This window comes from Streptomyces sp. NPDC096136 (assembly GCF_044763325.1).
GTDB lineage: Bacteria > Actinomycetota > Actinomycetes > Streptomycetales > Streptomycetaceae > Streptomyces.
The window spans coordinates 179,620-197,411 of sequence record NZ_JBIWFZ010000006.1; the positions used below are offsets into that span (position 1 = coordinate 179,620).

Below are 17,792 nucleotides of genomic sequence, written 5' to 3' on the forward strand. Positions count from 1 at the left end.
GGCCTTTCGACGGGGTGGGGGTGCCGGGTGGGTCGGGGCGTCCGCGGCAGTACGCGGCAGTACGCGGCAGTCCGCGTCAGTACGCGTAGGACGTGTTGCCGCCGAGCGAGGCCGTGACGTCCTTGATCGCGGAGCCCTCGTCGAGGATGTCCACCGGCGCGTAGCGGGGGGTGGTGGTGCCGTTGCCGAGCTGGCCCTCGCTGTTGTCGCCCCAGGTGAAGACCTTGTCGGCGGTGACGGCCATGCCGTGGCGGGCGCCGGCCGCCAGGTGCTGGACGCCCTCCAGGCGGCGGACCTCGATGGGGGCGGTGCGGTTGGTCCGCAGGGTGCCGTTGGCGAAGTCCTCGTCGGTTTCCAGGAGTTGGCCGTACTGGTTGCTGCCCCAGCCCCAGATCCTGCTGTCGCCGGTGCGGGCGTAGTTGTGGTCGGCTCCCGCCTCGATCTCGACGACGCCCTCCAGCCAGTCGACGTCGACGGGCACGGTGGAGGAGGTGGTGCTCGAGTCGCCGAGCTGGCCGTAGAGGTTGTAGCCCCAGGACTTCACGGTGTTGTCGGAGGTGCGGGCGAGGGCGTGGTGGCAGCCGGCGTCGACCTCCACGATGTCGTCCAGCCCCTTGACCTTCACGGGTACGGAGCTCAGCGCGCGGCTGCCGTTGCCGAGTTGGCCGTGGACGCCGCGGCCCCAGGCGTAGACGGTGCCGTTCTCCATGAGGGCCAGGCTGAAGTCGCAGCCCGCCGAGATCTGCGAGACCCTGGGCGGCAGCTGGACCCGGTCGGGGACGGTGCGGCTCTCGCCGGTGCGGTTGTTGCCGAGCTGGCCGTAGGAGTTGCTCCCCCAGGAGTAGACCTGGCCCCGGTCGTCGAGGGCGAGGGCGTGCGAGCCGCCGGCGGCGATGTCCTTGATGCCGTTCAGGCGCGGGACGGTGGCGGGCACGGCCTGGCCGGCACGTCCGCCGTTGCCCAGCTGGCCGGAGGAGTTGTGCCCCCACGCCTTGACGGTCTTGTCGGTCAGGGCGAGGACGAAGGAGTCGGAGGACGAGGTGCCTCCCGCCGACATCTTGTCCACGTCGCCCCGGAAGAGGCTGGTCACCGAGGCGGGGGACAGGCTGTCGGCCAGGGAGCCGTTGCCGAGCTGGCCGGTCCGGCCGGCGCCCCAGGCCAGAACGGTCGGATTCCCCTCGTTGGCGGTGGCGGGCGGGGCCGTGGCCGGTACGGCGGCCAGCGCCAAGGCGGCGACGGCGGTGGCGAGCGTACGCGGGGCCGGGGTGCGGCCCGTGGGACGGGACATGGCGTCTCCTCGATGAGGGGGCGGGAGCAGGCGGGACGGCTCGGGGCGACGGGCGGACGTGGTGCGCCGTGTGCGGGGCGCAGCGGGTTCCGTGGTGCCCGGAGGCCGTGGAAACGTGGAGGGCGGGGCGCCCGGGGCGGTGCCGCAGGAGCACCGGCATGCGAGTCAGGGATACCAACAGATGGTCCGAATGATTCCGGAGGGTGAGCGGAATCCGGCGAGCCCACCCGTGCGCCCGCCCTCCGTACGGGTTGCGGTCGCGGGCGCCGGGCCTGCGCCATCGCGGTGAACCCGTGGGCCGCGCGGCGCGTTGCGTCGCGCGCCGCGGAGGTCCGGCCGGTTGGCCGCGTCCACCCGGGTCGGCCGGCGGCGTGCGCCCGGCGTGCCGGTGCTCCGCGGTGCGTCGAACGGGTCCGGCGCGCCGCGGCGTGCGGCGGGTCGACCGGGTGGCACCCGGGTGTCGCCGGCCCTCGAACGGCTGTGGATCCAGCGGCCTGCGCGGACCTCGCGCACGATCCGCCGATGAGGTGAGGCGGTACCGCACTCCGCTCGGCGCATGGCACGGGATATGACGACTCGTTACTTTGGGTGCGCACCCCGGTCGGTGTCACACCCCCTTCGCTGTCCCCCGGAGCGGTCATGCCCCCATCCGTTCGTCGGTTCCGCGCCCTGCTCGTGCTCGCGGCCCTCCTCGCCGCGGCCGCCGTCCGCGGTCCGGCCCCCATGGCCACCGCGGCGCCGGCACCCGCGTCCCCCACCCGTCCGGCGCCCGGCGACGACGAGGAACCCTGTCCCAGCGGCGAACCGAAACCCTGCGGTGCGTCATCGAAGGAACGCGACACCGTCGACGGGGACCGCAAGGACGTCACCAAGGACGTCGGCAAGGCCAAGGAGGACATCGCGGACGCCAGGAAGCGGACCGAGGAATGCCCGCCCAGGTCGACGGACTGCATGAACGGCCTCGTGGCATCCGGGGACGGGGACCGCAAGGACCTGGACCGGACCCGCCAGGACGTGGACAGGACCCGCAAGGACATGGACGCCTACACACCCGCTCCCGACGACAACGCCACCGGGGCCGTACGCGGAGCGTGCCCCGCGTTCGCCGCCGAGCTGCCCGCCGTCCTGACGGCCCCCGGCGGCCCGTTCGCGCGGCCCGGAGTCTGCGAGCTGATGAACCCGTGACCGCTCCCCGTCCCGCCGCCGTCCGTTCCGCTCCCGGTCCCGCCGCCGTCCGTCCCGGCCTCCCGAGGGCACTCGCCCTCGCCGCCGTCCTGGGCCTGGCGCTGCCCACCTGCGCGCCCTCCGCGGCCGCCGCCGACCCCCTGCCCAAGGCCCCGGCGATCCCCGCCGTGAAGGCCTTCGACGGGGACGAGCCGCTGCCCTCGGCGGACCGCGTCCGCGCGTACTGCGCCGCCCACCCGGGCGGCTGCCGCTTCACGATCGACCCCCTGGCCTCCGGCGGCTTCTACACCGCCGTCAAGTCCTTCGGCAACGCCGTGGTCAACTGCACCAGGGACCCGGTCACGGTGGCGCGCCAGATCGCCCTGCGCACCAGCAGCACCGACAACCTCGGCGGCGAGATCACGGGGAAGATCGCCGTCGAGGGCCAGATCACCGCCACCGGCGAGGTCACCGCAGGGGTGACCGCCAAGGGCAGCGGGGACTTCACCACGCCGAACAAACAGCAGGGCCCCAGCGCCACGGTCGGCGCCGAGGCCGGGGTCAACGGCAGCGGCAAGGTGGGCGGCTCCGTCGGTGTCAAAGCGGCCTTCGAAGCAGCGTTCAAACGCACCTACCAGCGCACCTGGGTCACCGACCAGACCGAGACGACCACCTACACCACCACCGTCCGGCCCGGCGAGGCCCTGGCCTTCGGCGCCAGCGCCGCCATGCAGCGCATCGCCGGCACCCTCACCACCAGCAGCGGCCTCAAGGCGAGCGGGATCGTCGTCGACGGCCCCTCCACCGTCAACAACAGCACCTTCATGGCGGACACCTTCCCCGTACCCGCCTCCGTGTGCGACCGCGCGGGCACCAAGGGCAGGAGCGACGTCGAGATCAACGCCGAGGCGGCCGCGCGGATCGCCGAACGCCAGGCGAGGAACCGCACCGCCGCGGAGGGAACCGCCAAGGGGATCAAGGCCGTCGGCGAGAAGATCGCGCAGTGCCCGCCGGGCTCGGCCGCCTGCATGGAGACGCTGTCCGGCAAGGGCGGGCGCGAGGAGAGCGGGATCAAGGGCATGTCCGACACGCTCGCCTCCTTCCGCCCCGAGCCCTCCGACAACGGCGCCGACGCCTCCTCCACCGTCTGCAGGAACTACCCCTCCTCCCTTCCGGGCGGCGCCGCCGAGCAGGGCCAGGCACCCTTCCCCGCTTCACAGGTCTGCTCGCTCCTCGGATCCGAAGCGGCCCCCGCAGCCCCACAGAAGGGGAACTCCCCATGAACCGCCCCGCCCTTCGCCGCCGTCGCCGCTGCCGTCGTCGCCTGCTCCTGCCCCTACTCGTCCTCGGCCTGGCCGTACCGCCCGCCGCCGCGGCCGCCGCCGACGCCGGAGCGCGGCCGGGCCCGGGGACCGTACCGGTGGCCAGGGGACTGACCGCCGACGACCGCGAGGTGCGGGCCGAGGAGATCGTCGAGTACTGCGGGACCCGGCGCGGCGCCTGCACCTTCCACATCGACCCGGCCCGCACCCGCGAGTACGCCACGGCCGTCACCTCCCTGGGCAACGCCGTCGTCAACTGCACCACCGACCCGATGACCGTCGACCGGACCGTCACCCTGCGCACCGGCAGCTCCGACAACATCGGCGGGGAGATCTCCGGGAGGGCGACCACCGAAGGCACCGTCACCGCGACCGGCGAGATCACCGCCAACCTGGCCGACGAATCCTCCAACGGCCACAAGACCCCCTACCTCAACACCGGCCCCACCTCGGAGAACGGCACGAAGAACACCGTCTCCAGCGGATCGAGGGAATCCGGATCGACCAGCGTCAAGCAGGCCTTCGAGACGGCCTACAAGTCGACCTACGCACGCGCCTGGACCACCGACAACACCGAGACCACCACCTACCGCACCACCGTCAAGCCCTACGACATGCTCGTCTTCGGCGCGAGCGCGGCGATGCGGCGGGTCGTGGGCAGCCTCGTCACCGACCAGGGCAAGAAGCTCACCGACGTGGCGGTGGAGAGCCCCTCCATGGTCAACGCGAGCCGGTTCGTCGCCCAGACGTACGCCGTTTCCGACGGCCTCTGCGGCCGCAAGCGCCCCGGCGGCGACACCGCCGCCGACGAGGACAACGCCCTTGCCGCCGACGGCAGGCGCCCGGCCCGCTGAGGAGTCCACTGCCATGCCGCACATCCCCCGTCCAGCCGTCCGCCCCGCCCTGCGCACCCTCGCAGCCGCCGGACTCCTGCTCCCCGCGCTGCTCGCGACCCGCGCGGCGGGAGCGGACGAGCACGCCGGGGCGGCCGAGGCCGCCGTCCGCAATGACGTCCCCGTCCTGAACGGGGACTTCACCGATCCCGCCATCAAGGGCGACCAGTCCACCGTCGCCCTGAGCCACTGGACCGGCCTCAACCAGCGCTTCTCGGCCGCGGCCTCGGGCCGGACCGACGGCGCGAACGGCGTCGGTCTCTCCAAGGCCGACAACACCCTCCAGCAGCGGCTGCGCGGAGTGCGCACCGGCTCCAGGGTCACCGTCACCTTCGAGGACAGCCCCGCCGTGGCCAAGGAGTGCGCCCCCCAGGAGGTGGCCGACGGACAGCCGTACACGGTGCACGCGAGCGGCGGCACCGTCCAGGAGATGACGACCGCACCCGACCCCGGCCGTACGAAGGGCAAGCCGGGGACGGGACACTGGACGCAGCGGACGTACGCCTTCACCGCGGACGAGAACGAGCCGGTGCTCGCCTTCACCTCGAAGGTCACCGACACCCGCGCCCAGGTCCCCTGCTCGCCCATGATCACCAGGGTCCGGGCGGTCGAACTGCCGCTCCCGGCGGACAAGACGGTCGACAAGTACGCCCTCGGCACCGCCGAGGCGTACCGGGACAACGAGAAGGAGGCCTGGCTGCACAACGCCGCCGCCGCGTGCAACGGCGAGAACGCGTGCACCTTCCAACCCGATCCGCGCTACTCGTTCAGGTACTACGACAAGGCCCGGGTGATCGGGGAGGCCTTCGTCAACTGCACCCGCAACGCACTGGACCACAGCCGCACCCTCTCCTACACCGAGCGCGGCCACGACAGCATCTCCCAGACCTACGCCGCCGCCAACCTCCGCCTCGACGAGGTGGCACGGCTGCCCACGACCGGGGACCGCACGGAGGACAGGAAGCGGCTCAAAGACCGTCCGATGGCGGCGCAGTTCGCCCTGGCCTACGAGATCGCCCGGCAGCGCCCGTTCCAGTGGTTCAGCAGCGACCAGCGGACCGTGGTGGAGCGCATCCAGCCCGGCGAGGTCAGCTGGGTGGAGATCCAGCCCAGCAGGGAGCGCGTCGAGGGATGGTTCGTCAGCGGGAAGGACGACTACCGGCTGCACGCCGTGATCGACGCACCCTCCCGCGCCGTGCCCGACCGCATCTTCCAGCGCACCGGCCCCATGGCCGAGGCGGAGAAGCAGCGCTGCGCCGCCGCCCGGCCGATGACGACGACCCCCGTGGGCGGCGACGCCCCGGCCGCCTCCGCGGACAAGGGCCTCCTGGAGATCTCCCCGCCGACCCAGCCGAGCGTACGGCCGGCGCGCAGCATCCCGCTGCCCTGACCCGTCCGGAGTTTCGGCAGGCCGGCGTCCGTCTCCGGACGTAGGACCCGCGCCCCATGCGCACCGTGGATCCGCTGGCTAACGTCACCCCCATGCACGCCACGGAGATCACCCGCCGCACCACGGCGGAGCGCAGGAGCGACACCCTGGAACGGCTCGGATCGGAGCGCGACATCTGGGTGTCCACGTCCCATCCCGAACACGGTCCCCATCAGGTGCCGCTGTGGTTCCTGTGGGACGGGCAGGCGGTGTGGATGTGCACCGGCGCGGACTCCGCGACCGTGCGCAACGCCCGCAGGGAACCGCGGGTACGGCTGGCGCTGCCGGACGCCTTCGACGTGGTGCTCCTGCACGGCGAGGCGAGGTGCCATCCCGCGGAGGAGGTGCCGCACGAGGCCGCCGACGCGTTCGCGGGCAAGTTCGGCTGGGATCCGCGCACGGAGGGGACCCCCTTCCAGTACCTGCGCGTGGCACCGCGGACCGTCCGCGCCTGGCGGGGCGTGCCCGAACTGCGGGGCAGGGTCGTGATGCGCGACGGAGTGTGGCTCGGATGACCCGGGGAGGAGCCCGCGCGGGCCTGGCCCGCCGTCCGTGACCCCTGATGATTCAGGCCGTCTGTCGCGGCGGGAGGGAACGGTCGGCCCCGCACGCCCCAGGGAGGTTCTGCTGTTCAGGGCCGCGCAGGGGAGGGTCGGGGACCCTTTCCGCAGGGGGACGCGTGGCCGAATCGCGTGCTGTGACCCACCCCACGCGCGCAAGCCCGTGGGCAAGATCGGGCGGCTGCGATACGTTCATGGGACACGGACCGGCGCGCGAGATCGCGGCACACCCGGCTGGCTCGACACCCATGAATCCGAAGGACATGACGTGAAATCCCCGTCTGCCGCACCGCAGGCCGTCGCGCAGCAACAGAAGCCGGGCTGGTCCGTGCCCCTTCTCCTGGCCGGCCTGGCCGGCATCCCCCTCCGCCTCGCCGGCGTCCGGTCCTGGTGGGCCTTGCTGTGGGCGCCGTTGCTGGTGCTGGCCGTCTGCGCCGTCGTGTACGAGTGGCGGCTGCTGGCCCGCAGCCGATGGCGCATGGACCCCCTTCAATGGGTCTTCCTCGTCCTTTCGCACCTCGGCCTCGCCGCCTCCCTCACGGCCATCGGTCTCGCCACCGGCTGACGCCGGCCGCCGGCCGTGCCCGCCGATCGCGCCGCTCCTCCGGGCCGTCTGCTCCCACCTGCGACGACGCCGGATCCGCCCGCTCATCCCGTACCCCGGCGACCGGGCCGGCCACACGAGGCGACGAGCCCGCCCACCGTGCTCCGGGCGGCGGGTCGCGGCGACCGGCCGGACAATGGGCGGGAACGCTCGCTGCCGGCCGCCCGAACCGGGCAACCGCGGGTACGCGGTCCTGGCCGGCCTGAGGAGGTCGAGCCCATGAAGCGCAACGTGTGCGGCGTCGCGGCCGCGGTCCTGCTCGCCTGCGGCCCGGCGGCCACCGCCTTCGCGGCGTCCGCCGAAGCGGCACCCGCGGCTCCCGCGGCCGTCTCCGCCGCCCTGGCCGACGTCACGGCCGAGGGGGCCGCCGCGGCGGCCCTGAAGGCCTACCCCGGGGTCGTCGAGTCCCTCGACAGGGACGGCAACGTCTGGCACGTGGACGTGATCACCAGGGACGGCAAGGGCCACGCCGAGCTGAAGGTCGACGCGGCGACCGGCAAGGTCACCCGGGACAGCGTCGACACCGACGAGGACGCGGGCGAGCACAAGGCCGTGCTGGCCGCCAAGGTCACCGCCGCGCAGGCCCTCAAGGCGGCCGTCGCCGCCCACCCGGGCGAGGCGTGGAGCGTCGAGTGGGACTCCGACGACGACAACGGCAAGGCGGCGTCGTGGCACGTCGAGGTACGAGCGGCCGACGGCAAGACCTGGGACGGCTCCGTCGACGCCACGACCGGCAAGGTCACCGCCCAGTCCGACTCGGACGACGACAGCTGACCCCGCCCCCGACGGGAGCCGCACCCCCCGGCCCGGACGCGGCTCCCGTCACGTGCGTCCGTCCCACCGCCCTGGGGCGCGGGAGCTCGCATCGGAGCGACCTCCGGTTCAGCCTGCGAGGCCGTGCGTGAGGTGGAGCAGATCCGGCAGGCGCAACACCCTTCCGTCGAACCCCGGGAGGGGGACGTGGAGCGGCTGGGTCCAGCGGGTGGGGATCGCGTCCAGCCCGTAGTACGCCCCCGCGAGACCTCCCGTCACCGCGGCCACGGTGTCCGTGTCGCCGCCGAGGTCGATCGCCGCGCGCAGCGCGTCTTCGAAGCCGTCCGTGGTGCGCAGGGCCCAGACGGCGGAGCCTAGGCAGGGCCAGACGGCACCGTTGAACTCGGTCGCCCGATCGGGGTGCCAGTCGGGCGCGAGGACCGTGGCGTAGCGGTCGCGGTGGTCGGGATGGACGAGGTCCAGGACGTCCCGGAGCACGGTGAGGGGGTCGGCCTCCTCCAGGGTGACGCGGACGAGTTCGTGGAAGATCGCGGTCCCTTCCCAGGCCGCACGGTCACCGTGGGTGAGAGCGGCGATGCGGCGGGCCGCGTCCATGGTGGCTTCCTGGCCGGCGGGCGCGAAGTGGACCGCGGCGGTCGATGCCCGCATCAGGGAACCGTTGCCCGCTGCCCGCTGGTTGACCTGGAAATGGAGAGCGGCGGCGCTGTCCCACGGCATGCCGTTGGTGAGGACGTCCTCGGTCTGCAGGCCGATGTCCTTGGGCTCCGACGCCGCCCACCGCTGGAAGCGGGCGAAGACGTCCGGCAGGTCCAGGGCGCCCCGCTCCAGCAGGGACTCCGCGACCAGGACGGCCATCTGCGTGTCGTCGGTGGCCTCGCCGGGGTCCCAGCCCCCGCCTCCGCACATCTCGCCGCCGGCACCGGCTGCGGGAAACCGCGCGGAGAACGCGCCCTGGGGACCGAACTCGAAGGGGGCGCCCAGGGCGTCACCCACCGCTGAGCCCACGACCGCGCCGGCAGCGCGTTGCATCCGCTCCATCCGCCCAGGCTATCCGTGCCGTCCCGCCGGCCGCGGCGGCCGGGTCAGCTCGTCCCGGGCCCGAACCGGCGCTTGTACGCCGAGGGAGTGATGCCCGTCTCGCGGCGCATCAGCGACCGCAGGTTGGCAGCCGTACCCAACCCGCTCCGCCGTGCGACGACCTCGACACGCGACTCGCCGCGCTCGATCAACCGGCATGCCAGGGCGAGCCGTTCGCCGGTGAGCCACATCAGGGGCGTCGTCCCCAGTTGCGCCCGGAAGCGGCGGTGCAGCGTCGCCGGGCTGACCGCCGCCCGCGCCGCCAGGTCCGAGACCGTGAGCGGTGCGTCGAGCCGCTCCTGTGCCCAGGCCAGGACGGGGGCCAGGGATTCGTCGGGGAGATCGGGCATGGGACGTTCCACGAACTGCCGCTGTCCGCCGTCCCGGTGCGCCGCGAAGACGAGCCGCCGGCTCACGGAGTTGGCGATCTCGGCGCCGTGGTCGCGGCGGACCACGTGCAGCCCGAGGTCGAGCGCGGCCGCGCTCCCCGCGGCGGTGAGGATGTCGCCGTCGTCCACGAACAGCACGTCCGATTCGAGGCGGACGGCGGGGAAGCGTACGCGGAAGGAAGGCGCCCACTGCCAGTGGGCCGTGGCCCGGCGGCCGTCGAGGACCCCGGCCTCGGCCAGGGTGAAGGCGCCGCTGCAGAAGCCGATCAGACGGGCACCGCGCGCGTGCGCCCGTCGGATGGCTTCGAGCACCGCGGGTCTGCGGGGTACCTCGACGTCGGGCCGGTTGGGGACGATCAACGTGTCCGCCGTATCGGCCGCCTCCAGGCCGGCGACTCCCGTCAGCGTGAAGAACCCGTCCCGCATCGCGGTGCTGGGCTCGGGCGAGCACAGCCTGAAGTCGTAGAGGTCGCGGCCGATCTCCGGCCTGCGCAGGCCGAAGACCTCGGTCGCACAACCCAGCTCGAAGGGGTTCGAGTTCTCGTCCACGATCACGACCACCCGGTGGACGCCCGCAGGAGCCCGCTGCGAGGATTCTTTCGCCATGTGCAATTCCTAGCACTCACGCCGACCCGGCGGAACAGCCCAGGATGGACCCATGAGCGACGAACCCATCTCCCTCGACGAGGCCCTGACCCGCTTCGAGGCGCTGTGGAGCCCCCGCATCGTCACGCGCGTCAACGACTACGACGTCCGGATCGCCAAGGTCCGGGGCGAACACCTCTGGCACGCCCACGACGACACCGACGAGTTCTTCCTCGTCCTCGACGGTGAACTGCGCATCTCCTTGCGCGAGCCCGAGGGGGAGCGCACGGTCGTGCTGCCCCGGGGGGCGGTCTTCACCGTGCCCGCGGGTACGGAACACAAGCCGTCCGCGCCCACCGGCGCCGCCATCCTCCTGTTCGAGCCGACCGGGACGCCGACCGTGGGCGACCGCCACGAAGAGATCCCCGCCCACGTGGACGCGACCACCGGACACGTCCTCGGGTGAGGAGGAGGGCCGATCACCTCCCGGCACCCGAGTGCCGGCGCGGCTCCTCAGGGGCGCCGGAGCGCTGAAGAAGACAGCTGCTCGCGCACCCATGCGGGATCGGGGTTGGTGTGCGGCCGGCCCGCCACGAAGACGGTCGGGACGGTCTCGTTGCCGTCGTTGGCCGCCCTCACCGCTGCCGCTCCGGCCGGGTCGCGCCAGATGTCGACCCAGTGCACCCGGCGGGCGCCGCGGCCCAGCCGGATGCGCAGCCGTATGCAGTACTTGCAGCCCGGCCGCCAGAAGACGACGGGCCGTCCGTCGACCGCGCTGCGGCCCTGCGCCTCCTGCGCCCGGATCGACTTCGGGAAGATCAGGGGCGAGTTCACCCCGGCGAGCGCCAGGAACGCCGGCAAGAGGACGGCGGCCTGGCCGGGGTTCCCGTTGAAGAACTGCCCGGCGGCGACGGCCGAGCCGCAGAGCACGAGCACCATCGGCAGGATCCAAGCGCGCATCATGGTGACACAGGCTATAGAGGCCGGCCGGCCGGCACCACAGGCCGGGGACGACCGGTCCGGCCGCGCCCGACCACGGGTGGACGATGCGGTAGCCGACGCCCCCTGCTCCTGCCGCGCGGGAGAGGGGGCGCTGCTCCGGGCGGTTCGCGCCCCGGTTCAGGCGGTCGTGGGCACGGAGAAGCGGATCGTGTAGCGCTTCTCCATCTCGGTGACCAGGCCGGGGAGGCCGCGGACCTTTTCGAGCTCGGCCTGGTGCTCCGCGGCGAACTGTTCCCGCAGGTGCGCGCGCAGCGGTTCCCGGGCTGATTCGACCGGGCCGATGCACGCGGCGTAGATCGCCCCGAGCCTGCGGTCCTCGGCCTTCACGGCGTCGCGGTCGTCGATCGTCCGCAGCTTCCTGTCGACTCCGTCGAAGAAGCCGTTCTCGTCCTTCGCCTGTACGCCCTTGCCGGCCAGGCAGGCCGTGAAGGACTTGCGCGCGGACACGACGGTCCCGTCCTGCTCCAGCGGAGCGAGCTGGAGCAGCCAGCGCGACAGCAGCGGGCCGTAGACCGACCGGAGCTCGGCGGCGGCCGCGTCGCCCTGCTTGGTACAACGCTGGACCACGGCGTCGTCCGCCTTCGCCGAGGGCGCGGGCGGGGGCGAGGGCGCAGGAGCGGGAACGACGCCGGCCTGGAAGCCGTTGCGTGCGATGGCCTCGGTATCCGGGATCTCGAACAGCCGGATGAACATGGGCGGAGGCATGTCGGGCACAGGGGTGTGCGCGGTGGCCAGGCAGTCCCGCAGGGACTGTGAGCGGACCAGGCCGGCGAAGCCTTCGAGGCCCTGCGTGAGCCGGGTGTCCTTGCCGGTGGCGGGCAGCACCATGGCGGTGACGTCCTGCGGAATCCCGTAGGACACCGGTGCGGCGGGGTCGGCGGCTGCCGCGCCCGCCGGGGCGCCGCCCGGGACGGAATCGGGCTGCTCGGGCGCCGAGCAGGCGGACGCCAGCACCAACAGGGTGCCGGCCAGTACTGCTCTGAAGGCGCTGAGGAGAAGGGGGCGGCGGAAGAGCCGGGCGGGTCTGGACATACCGCCTACCTCCGATGACGAGGGTGGATCGGGTACGCGGAGCCGTGCCTGCCGGACCGGACCGCATGGCCGGCAGACACGGAGCCGGATCAGTGGACGATGGTGACCTCGTCGCCGGGGTTGCGGCTGATCACGGTGAACTGCGTACCGGGCGTCAGGTCGGTGACCAGCGCGAAGTAGGAGTTGTTGATGTCGTGGTAGCCGTTGTCCATCTGGACGTAGCCCCTGGAGCCGCCGATCCAGCCCGACGTGCTCGACTTGCGGTACAGGCCGAAGTAGCCCGAGCCGTTGCCGTAGGGGTTGTGGGACCAGGAGACGTTCAGGTCGTGGCAGGGCGAGTTGGCCTTGGTGGCCACCATGGCGCCGTCCGTGGTCGTGCCGGGGCTCCTCAGCCAGGTCGACGTGCAGCCGGAGGCCGAGGCGGTGGGCGCCAGGGTGATGACGGAGGCGGCGGCAAGGCCGGCCACCGCCAGGGAGGCGAACGACTTCTTCACGAGAGAACCCATCTGTACAGATAGAACAAGGCCCGGTCACGATGACGGGCCAAACGATGGGCACAGTAGCAACTCCCTTCCTGACCTGGACAGATGGGGTTCCACGTACCGGCTGGCTATGCTCTCGGTCATGTGGAATGAAGTGGTCCGGGAGGTCTTCGCCGAGGCGGGCCTCCAGGAGCCGGCTCAGGTGTCCGAGATCGTCGAAGCCGAGAAGCGGCTGGGGCGAACGCTGCCCGGGGAGCTCAGGCAGTTGCTTCTCGAAAGCAACGGGGTGATCGGCCGCAGCCACGTGGACACCGTCTGGACCGTCGACCGGATCGTCCAGGAGAACCTGCTCTTCTGGTCCGACGAGTCCTTCGCCCGGCTGTACATGTCCTTCGACGCCCTCCTGTTCTTCGGCGACAACGGAGGCGGTGACCAGTTCGCCTTCGTGCAGAAGCCCGGGCGTCCGGACGTATTCGTCTGGGAACACGAGAGCGACAGCCGCCGATGGGTGGCCAACGACCTGCGGGACTACCTCGGTCGTTCGCTCCGTACCGGCGGAGACGACTGGTATCGGCTCTGAACCGCCGCCCCGGCCCGTGTGTCAGCGGACGACCTTGATGCCGAAGTGGCCGCCGAACCGCTGGCCGAGGCCGAACCCGATGGCGGAGTGCATGTGGGCGTACATCTCCATGCCGCGGGCGCAGACCAGGGGGCCGAGGTCGAGGACGTCCGTCCAGCCGTAGGACTCCAGCAGGCCGGTGGTCCGCTGCTTGGCGTCGGCGTGGTCGCCGGCGACGAACATGGTGTGGTCGCCGCCGCCGACGGACCGCGGGTCGACGACGGTGGCCTGCTCCTGGGTGACGAAGGACTTGACGACCTTCACCCCGGGCAGGGCGCGCTGGATCTGCTCGCCGAGGCTGTCCGTGTCGCACGGGTCCAGCTTCGGCATGACGCCCCACGGCGTGGGCCACGGGTGCTCGCTCCGATGCCGGTAGACATAGGGGACCGCGTAGTCGATCAGGGTCCTGCCGGTGAGCGGGCCGGCGGTCGCCGTCAGGGCGGCGACGGCGCTGTGGCCGTCGATGCCGTTGATGACGAGCTCGTCGGCGGCGGCCGCCGCGTCACCGAAGGACGTGAGGGTGATGCCGGGGTGCCCGGCGAGCCACTGGCCGTAGGGCACGTTGCCCATCATGTCCGGCTCGCTGCGGGCCAGGGTGGCTTCGGGGTCGCGGGTGCCGACGAACACCTCGTGCCCGAGTCCGACGAGCCTGGCCGCGTGCGCACGGGCACCGCCACCCGTACCGAGAACGGCGATCTTCATGGGGATGTCTTCCGTTTCGGGGGGTTTGGGCAGCTCCCACCGTAGGACCCTTTGAGGACACGAGGTGTCCTTTGACCCGGTCATAGTGGGGACCATGACGAGCGACATGACGGCCCGCATGCTCCGCCTGCTGTCCCTGCTGCAGACCCGCCGTGAGTGGTCCGGCCCCGACCTCGCCGACCGCCTCCGGGTGACCGTCCGCACCGTCCGCCGCGACATCGACCGCCTGCGCGACATGGGCTACCCCGTCGACAGCGCCCGCGGCCACGCCGGCGGCTACCGCCTCGCCGCCGGCACCGACCTGCCCCCGCTCCTCCTCGACGACGACGAAGCCGTCGCCATCGCCGTCGCCCTGCGCACCGCGGCCGGGGGCCTCACCGGCATCGAGGAGACCGCCCTCCGGGCGCTGGCCAAACTCGAACAGGTCCTGCCCCGCCGCCTGCGCACCCAGGTCACCGCCCTCCAGCAGTCCCTGTCCGGCATCGCCTGGGAAACCCGCGGCCCGCGTGCCGACCCCGCCCTGCTGGCCACCCTCGCCGCGGCCTGCCGCGACCACGAGATCATCACCTTCGCCTACGCCGCCCGCACCGGCACGACCCTGCCGCGCCGGGTCGAACCCCAGCACCTCGTCGCCTCCGGAGACCTCGGGTACCTCCTCGCCCACGACCGGGACCGGGACGACTGGCGCGTCTTCCGCCTGGACCGCATCACCGGCGCCACCGCCACCGGCCACCGCGTCCCCGCCCGCGCCCTGCCCGGCGAAGACCCCGCCGCCTTCGTCGCCGCCCGCCTCACCGCCGCCCCCACCCGCCACCGCGCCGTCGCCACTGTCCACGCCGCCGCCGACCGCGTCCGCACCCGCACGCGCCACCTGGACACCCGCATCCGCCCCCTCGACGAGTCCACCTGCCTCGTCGACGCCTCGGACGACTCCCTCACCCGCATCGCCCAGACCCTGGCCGGCCTCCCCGCCGCCTACACCCTGGACGCCGACCCCGACGTCCTCGACCACCTGCGCACCACCGCCCACCGCACCCTGCACGCCACCGGCCACGCCCCCTGAAACGGCGGGACCGCATGGACGAACGCGCAGGCGGCAGGGCAGCCGGCACGCGTCACCCGTCCGGAGTCCCCGGGCTGTGCAGACACCACGCCCGGCATGACGCTGGAAGCCAAGCCCACGGGGCGCCATGCCGTCCTTCCCCCAGGAGCGTGACCATGGCCCGGAACCGCCGTCTGATCCTCAGCTCGCCGTCCGAAGTCTGGGACCTGCTCTCCGACGGCCACCGCTACGGGGAGTGGGTGACGGGAACCCAGGAGGTCCTCGCCGTGGACCCGCACTGGCCGGACGTCGGCGCACGGCTGAAGGTCCGCGTCGGCGCCGGCCCCCTCACCCTCGACGACACCTGCGTCGTCCGCATCTCGCAACCACTGCACCGCCTGCAACTCGAAGCGAAGGCGGGCCCCTTCGGCGCGGCCCGCATCGCCATGCGGTTGATCCCGTGGGGCGAGCACACCCTGTTCACCCTCGACTGGCACCCCCTCCGGGGACCCGGCACGCGGATGCACGGCCTCCCCGTGGACTACGTCGTCGCCGTCCGCAACGGCATGATGCTCACGAAACTGGCTCGGATCGCGGTACGCGAACACGCGGCGCGCGGCCCGGTCAGCCCGACGCCAGGAGCCGCCGGAACGTCTTCGCCCCGCGCATGACGGAGGTCGTCCGCGGGCGCCGGTCAGGCGGTGCGGCGGCGCCGTAGGGCGTAGGCGAACGTGACGACGGCGAGCAGCGGCCCCCACAGCACCAGCGGCGCGTAGCAGGCGTTCATGATCCACGCGGCCGCGCCCCGGGGCGCTTCGGAGCCGCCGGCGGAGGCGGGCGTGCCGCCCCGGAACATCGACGTCGTCACCGCCGCCACCGCGACTGCTCCCAGCACGGCCGGCAGGACTACCGCCCACGTCGGGAGGGGCCTGTCTCCTGAGGGGTGGACGTCACGTCAGCAGCGCCAGCCTCACCGTCCGCTGACGGTGAGGGCCCGAGGGCTGACTCCGCGCGAGCTGGTGGAGCGGCTCGCGGGGCCCGGCCGTGGGGTCCGTTCACGCGTGCGGCCGTCGGTCCGTCAGACGTAGTTCATGGGGCACTGCCTGCGGAGCGAGTGTTCGGCGGCGCGGAGGTAGAGCGCCGTGTAGTACGCGGCGTCCGGGTCCTCGGCCCACGGGCCGGGGTGGGTGGTGGCGGCCTCGGTGGCGGCCGGGCCGTCGAACCAGTTGCCGAGGTCGAGGTCGTCGCAGTGCCGGGGCACCTGCGGCGGCAGGGCGATCCGGGCGGCCAGGCGCCGCGCCACCCCGAGGACGCGATGTGCGCTGTGGACGGTCGTGGTCTCGCTGTACGGGCCCGACACCGGCAGGGTCACGGCCCCTTCGAAGTCGACCGGTACCAGCAGGTCCCAGCCGAGCAGGGCCTCGCACCACTCCTCGCCCCCGGGCTGGGCCCGGCACAGATCCTCGAAGGTCCGCATCGGCCGGTACATCTTCTCCGCGAACGACGTTCCGCCCCGCCGCAGGGGGCCGGCCGCCGGCGGCGGTGTGCAGGGCGGGAGGCCGCGCCTCAGCAGTTCGCCGTCGAGCAGCCGGGCAGCCGGCCCGAGGATGTCATCGTCCGACCAGTCGCCGGCGTCGACGCTGCACAAGTAGGTACCCATGAGGGGGACTCTACGATCCGCCTCCGACATCGCCCGGCCGGCCCTCAGAGCACGCCCACCAGCACGATGACCAGCGCGGGCAGTGCCACGAAGACGGTGCCGAGGTAGACGCCGAGGACCCACCGGTGTTCGGAGGCGACGCGGGCGAGGGTCTCGGCGCAGAACAGCGGTACGGGGCGCAGGAGCGGGATCACGTAGATCACGACGATCGCGAAGAGGTTGTAGATCAGATGGACGAAGGCCGCCTGCAGGCCGATCTTCGCGTCCTGTCCGACGCCTGCGAACGCCGCGAAGACCACCGTGAACGTCGTGCCGAGGTTGGATCCGACGACCACGGGATACACCTGGGCCGGTGTCAGGATGCCCGTTCCGGCGAAGGGGACCAGCACGGACGTGGTGATCGTCGAGGACTGGGTGACGACGGTGACTCCCATGCCCGACGCCATGGCGAGGTAGGCGTTGCGGCCGACGGCCTTGATCAGGACGTCGCGGGCCCTGCCGACCATGAGGACCTTGAGGAGCTTCCCCAGGTAGCGGACGGCGACCAGGATCAGCACGGGGAAGAAGACCAGCAGCGCGAGCCAGTTGTAGAAGTCGTGGACGGTCGAGGCGCCCAGCGCCCTGCGGAACTCCGTGCGGTTGCCGATGAAGGTCAGTGCGACCAGGCTCGTCGTCACGGTGGTGCCGACGTTCGCGCCGAGGATGAGGGGGATCGCGCCCTGGATGGGCAACGCGCCCGACCCCACGGCGGTGACGGCGATGGCCGTCGTCGTGGTCGACGACTGGATCAGGACCGTACCGAGGATGCTGACGCTCAGCCCGACCCACGGGTGCGCGGCGAAGGCGAACATGGTGTGCGCCGCATCGCCGCCCAGCCCCGCGAAGCCGCGACTGATGATGCTGACCGCGCAGATCAGCAGGTAGATCAGCCCGGCGACTCCGCACCAGCCGAGGGCTTTGGTCCCTGCGGGCAGCAGGTCGGCTCCTGCGTCGCCCTCGGTCGCGGAGGCCGCGGGGCGGTCGGAAGGAGTTCGTCCGGAGGCGTCGCCCGTCTCGTGGCTGTTGTCCGGCCCGCGGTCGGGTGTGGCCTCCGCCATGGACCAGGGCTACGAGCTCCGGCCGAGGGGCGCACGTAACCGGGCGCCGAGTGGCTTCCGCGTCCTGGGCG

21 protein-coding genes are annotated in these 17,792 nt (G+C 72.7%); 11 read left to right on the forward strand and 10 right to left on the reverse strand.

Annotated elements, in window-relative coordinates; all coding sequences use genetic code 11:
* Positions 1-76: 76 nt before the first annotated feature.
* On the reverse strand, positions 77-1,288 hold the full coding sequence (locus ACIRBY_RS15315; protein WP_403900874.1) for an RCC1 domain-containing protein: 1,212 nt from the start codon (positions 1,286-1,288) through the stop codon (positions 77-79).
* Positions 1,289-1,927: 639 nt separating this feature from the next.
* On the opposite strand from ACIRBY_RS15315, the gene ACIRBY_RS15320 reads away from it, so the two are divergent.
* The 7 genes from ACIRBY_RS15320 (at position 1,928) to ACIRBY_RS15350 (ending at position 8,034) form a co-directional block, all read left to right on the forward strand.
* Complete coding sequence (locus ACIRBY_RS15320; protein WP_403900875.1) at positions 1,928-2,473, forward strand: hypothetical protein; 546 nt, start codon at positions 1,928-1,930, stop codon at positions 2,471-2,473.
* Positions 2,470-3,735: a hypothetical protein gene (locus tag ACIRBY_RS15325; protein ID WP_403900876.1), complete on the forward strand. Its 1,266-nt coding sequence runs from the start codon at positions 2,470-2,472 to the stop codon at positions 3,733-3,735. The genes ACIRBY_RS15320 and ACIRBY_RS15325 overlap by 4 nt, the downstream gene beginning before the upstream one ends.
* Positions 3,732-4,628 (forward strand): hypothetical protein, encoded by an 897-nt coding sequence (locus tag ACIRBY_RS15330; protein WP_403900877.1) that lies wholly within the window; start codon positions 3,732-3,734, stop codon positions 4,626-4,628. The genes ACIRBY_RS15325 and ACIRBY_RS15330 overlap by 4 nt, the downstream gene beginning before the upstream one ends.
* A 13-nt stretch (positions 4,629-4,641) precedes the next feature.
* Complete coding sequence (locus ACIRBY_RS15335; RefSeq protein ID WP_403900878.1) at positions 4,642-6,057, forward strand: hypothetical protein; 1,416 nt, start codon at positions 4,642-4,644, stop codon at positions 6,055-6,057.
* 92 nt (positions 6,058-6,149) lie between these two features.
* Positions 6,150-6,611, forward strand: a complete 462-nt coding sequence (locus ACIRBY_RS15340) for a pyridoxamine 5'-phosphate oxidase family protein (RefSeq protein ID WP_403900879.1) — start codon at positions 6,150-6,152, stop codon at positions 6,609-6,611.
* A gap of 313 nt (positions 6,612-6,924) precedes the next feature.
* A complete protein-coding gene (locus ACIRBY_RS15345) occupies positions 6,925-7,221 on the forward strand; it encodes a hypothetical protein (protein ID WP_403900880.1) in 297 nt (98 codons plus the stop codon).
* A 258-nt stretch (positions 7,222-7,479) separates the two neighbouring features.
* Entirely contained in the window at positions 7,480-8,034 is a 555-nt protein-coding gene (locus ACIRBY_RS15350; RefSeq protein WP_403900881.1) for a PepSY domain-containing protein, read from the forward strand.
* A 108-nt stretch (positions 8,035-8,142) separates the two neighbouring features.
* Here the strand turns inward: ACIRBY_RS15350 and ACIRBY_RS15355 are convergent, their stop codons facing one another.
* Together ACIRBY_RS15355 and ACIRBY_RS15360 are read right to left on the reverse strand one after the other, a co-directional pair.
* The gene (locus tag ACIRBY_RS15355) at positions 8,143-9,072 is read right to left on the reverse strand and encodes an ADP-ribosylglycohydrolase family protein (protein WP_403900882.1); all 930 of its coding nucleotides are present in this window, start codon (positions 9,070-9,072) and stop codon (positions 8,143-8,145) included.
* 44 nt (positions 9,073-9,116) lie between these two features.
* Positions 9,117-10,106: a GlxA family transcriptional regulator gene (locus ACIRBY_RS15360; RefSeq protein WP_403900883.1), complete on the reverse strand. Its 990-nt coding sequence runs from the start codon at positions 10,104-10,106 to the stop codon at positions 9,117-9,119.
* A 52-nt stretch (positions 10,107-10,158) separates the two neighbouring features.
* On the opposite strand from ACIRBY_RS15360, the gene ACIRBY_RS15365 reads away from it, so the two are divergent.
* The gene (locus ACIRBY_RS15365; RefSeq protein ID WP_403900884.1) at positions 10,159-10,551 is read left to right on the forward strand and encodes a cupin domain-containing protein; all 393 of its coding nucleotides are present in this window, start codon (positions 10,159-10,161) and stop codon (positions 10,549-10,551) included.
* A 47-nt stretch (positions 10,552-10,598) separates the two neighbouring features.
* Here ACIRBY_RS15365 and ACIRBY_RS15370 read toward each other — a convergent pair whose 3' ends face one another.
* The 3 genes from ACIRBY_RS15370 to ACIRBY_RS15380 all read right to left on the reverse strand — a co-directional run bounded on the left by ACIRBY_RS15370 (position 10,599) and on the right by ACIRBY_RS15380 (position 12,625).
* The gene (locus ACIRBY_RS15370) at positions 10,599-11,048 is read right to left on the reverse strand and encodes a glutaredoxin domain-containing protein (protein WP_403900885.1); all 450 of its coding nucleotides are present in this window, start codon (positions 11,046-11,048) and stop codon (positions 10,599-10,601) included.
* Positions 11,049-11,204: 156 nt separating this feature from the next.
* Entirely contained in the window at positions 11,205-12,119 is a 915-nt protein-coding gene (locus ACIRBY_RS15375) for a hypothetical protein (RefSeq protein WP_403900886.1), read from the reverse strand.
* A gap of 89 nt (positions 12,120-12,208) precedes the next feature.
* Positions 12,209-12,625, reverse strand: coding sequence for a hypothetical protein (locus tag ACIRBY_RS15380; RefSeq protein ID WP_403900887.1), 417 nt, complete (start codon positions 12,623-12,625; stop codon positions 12,209-12,211).
* A 118-nt stretch (positions 12,626-12,743) separates the two neighbouring features.
* On the opposite strand from ACIRBY_RS15380, the gene ACIRBY_RS15385 reads away from it, so the two are divergent.
* Entirely contained in the window at positions 12,744-13,181 is a 438-nt protein-coding gene (locus tag ACIRBY_RS15385) for an SMI1/KNR4 family protein (RefSeq protein WP_403900888.1), read from the forward strand.
* Positions 13,182-13,202: 21 nt separating this feature from the next.
* Here the strand turns inward: ACIRBY_RS15385 and ACIRBY_RS15390 are convergent, their stop codons facing one another.
* Complete coding sequence (locus tag ACIRBY_RS15390) at positions 13,203-13,922, reverse strand: NADPH-dependent F420 reductase (protein WP_403900889.1); 720 nt, start codon at positions 13,920-13,922, stop codon at positions 13,203-13,205.
* A gap of 94 nt (positions 13,923-14,016) precedes the next feature.
* Between ACIRBY_RS15390 and ACIRBY_RS15395 the strand changes: the two genes are divergently transcribed.
* The gene (locus tag ACIRBY_RS15395) at positions 14,017-14,985 is read left to right on the forward strand and encodes a helix-turn-helix transcriptional regulator (protein ID WP_403900890.1); all 969 of its coding nucleotides are present in this window, start codon (positions 14,017-14,019) and stop codon (positions 14,983-14,985) included.
* 155 nt (positions 14,986-15,140) lie between these two features.
* On the forward strand, positions 15,141-15,635 hold the full coding sequence (locus ACIRBY_RS15400; RefSeq protein ID WP_403900891.1) for an SRPBCC family protein: 495 nt from the start codon (positions 15,141-15,143) through the stop codon (positions 15,633-15,635).
* A 23-nt stretch (positions 15,636-15,658) separates the two neighbouring features.
* Here ACIRBY_RS15400 and ACIRBY_RS15405 read toward each other — a convergent pair whose 3' ends face one another.
* The 3 genes from ACIRBY_RS15405 to ACIRBY_RS15415 form a co-directional block, all read right to left on the reverse strand.
* A complete protein-coding gene (locus ACIRBY_RS15405; protein ID WP_403900892.1) occupies positions 15,659-15,859 on the reverse strand; it encodes a hypothetical protein in 201 nt (66 codons plus the stop codon).
* Between the two features lie 183 nt (positions 15,860-16,042).
* The gene (locus tag ACIRBY_RS15410) at positions 16,043-16,624 is read right to left on the reverse strand and encodes a hypothetical protein (RefSeq protein ID WP_403900893.1); all 582 of its coding nucleotides are present in this window, start codon (positions 16,622-16,624) and stop codon (positions 16,043-16,045) included.
* Positions 16,625-16,668: 44 nt separating this feature from the next.
* Positions 16,669-17,721, reverse strand: coding sequence for a Na/Pi symporter (locus tag ACIRBY_RS15415; RefSeq protein WP_403900894.1), 1,053 nt, complete (start codon positions 17,719-17,721; stop codon positions 16,669-16,671).
* Between the last annotated feature and the right edge of the window lie 71 nt (positions 17,722-17,792).

Coding starts and splice junctions, on each gene's coding strand:
- ACIRBY_RS15375 (WP_403900886.1), bottom strand. CDS start 12,119: ATGTCCAGACCCGCCCGGCTCTTCCGCCGCCCCCTTCTCCTCAGCGCC.
- ACIRBY_RS15360 (WP_403900883.1), bottom strand. CDS start 10,106: ATGGCGAAAGAATCCTCGCAGCGGGCTCCTGCGGGCGTCCACCGGGTG.
- ACIRBY_RS15385 (WP_403900888.1), top strand. CDS start 12,744: ATGTGGAATGAAGTGGTCCGGGAGGTCTTCGCCGAGGCGGGCCTCCAG.
- ACIRBY_RS15410 (WP_403900893.1), bottom strand. CDS start 16,624: ATGGGTACCTACTTGTGCAGCGTCGACGCCGGCGACTGGTCGGACGAT.
- ACIRBY_RS15365 (WP_403900884.1), top strand. CDS start 10,159: ATGAGCGACGAACCCATCTCCCTCGACGAGGCCCTGACCCGCTTCGAG.
- ACIRBY_RS15340 (WP_403900879.1), top strand. CDS start 6,150: ATGCACGCCACGGAGATCACCCGCCGCACCACGGCGGAGCGCAGGAGC.
- ACIRBY_RS15335 (WP_403900878.1), top strand. CDS start 4,642: ATGCCGCACATCCCCCGTCCAGCCGTCCGCCCCGCCCTGCGCACCCTC.
- ACIRBY_RS15380 (WP_403900887.1), bottom strand. CDS start 12,625: ATGGGTTCTCTCGTGAAGAAGTCGTTCGCCTCCCTGGCGGTGGCCGGC.
- ACIRBY_RS15315 (WP_403900874.1), bottom strand. CDS start 1,288: ATGTCCCGTCCCACGGGCCGCACCCCGGCCCCGCGTACGCTCGCCACC.
- ACIRBY_RS15395 (WP_403900890.1), top strand. CDS start 14,017: ATGACGAGCGACATGACGGCCCGCATGCTCCGCCTGCTGTCCCTGCTG.
- ACIRBY_RS15415 (WP_403900894.1), bottom strand. CDS start 17,721: ATGGCGGAGGCCACACCCGACCGCGGGCCGGACAACAGCCACGAGACG.
- ACIRBY_RS15400 (WP_403900891.1), top strand. CDS start 15,141: ATGGCCCGGAACCGCCGTCTGATCCTCAGCTCGCCGTCCGAAGTCTGG.
- ACIRBY_RS15320 (WP_403900875.1), top strand. CDS start 1,928: ATGCCCCCATCCGTTCGTCGGTTCCGCGCCCTGCTCGTGCTCGCGGCC.
- ACIRBY_RS15350 (WP_403900881.1), top strand. CDS start 7,480: ATGAAGCGCAACGTGTGCGGCGTCGCGGCCGCGGTCCTGCTCGCCTGC.
- ACIRBY_RS15370 (WP_403900885.1), bottom strand. CDS start 11,048: ATGATGCGCGCTTGGATCCTGCCGATGGTGCTCGTGCTCTGCGGCTCG.
- ACIRBY_RS15355 (WP_403900882.1), bottom strand. CDS start 9,072: ATGGAGCGGATGCAACGCGCTGCCGGCGCGGTCGTGGGCTCAGCGGTG.
- ACIRBY_RS15330 (WP_403900877.1), top strand. CDS start 3,732: ATGAACCGCCCCGCCCTTCGCCGCCGTCGCCGCTGCCGTCGTCGCCTG.
- ACIRBY_RS15390 (WP_403900889.1), bottom strand. CDS start 13,922: ATGAAGATCGCCGTTCTCGGTACGGGTGGCGGTGCCCGTGCGCACGCG.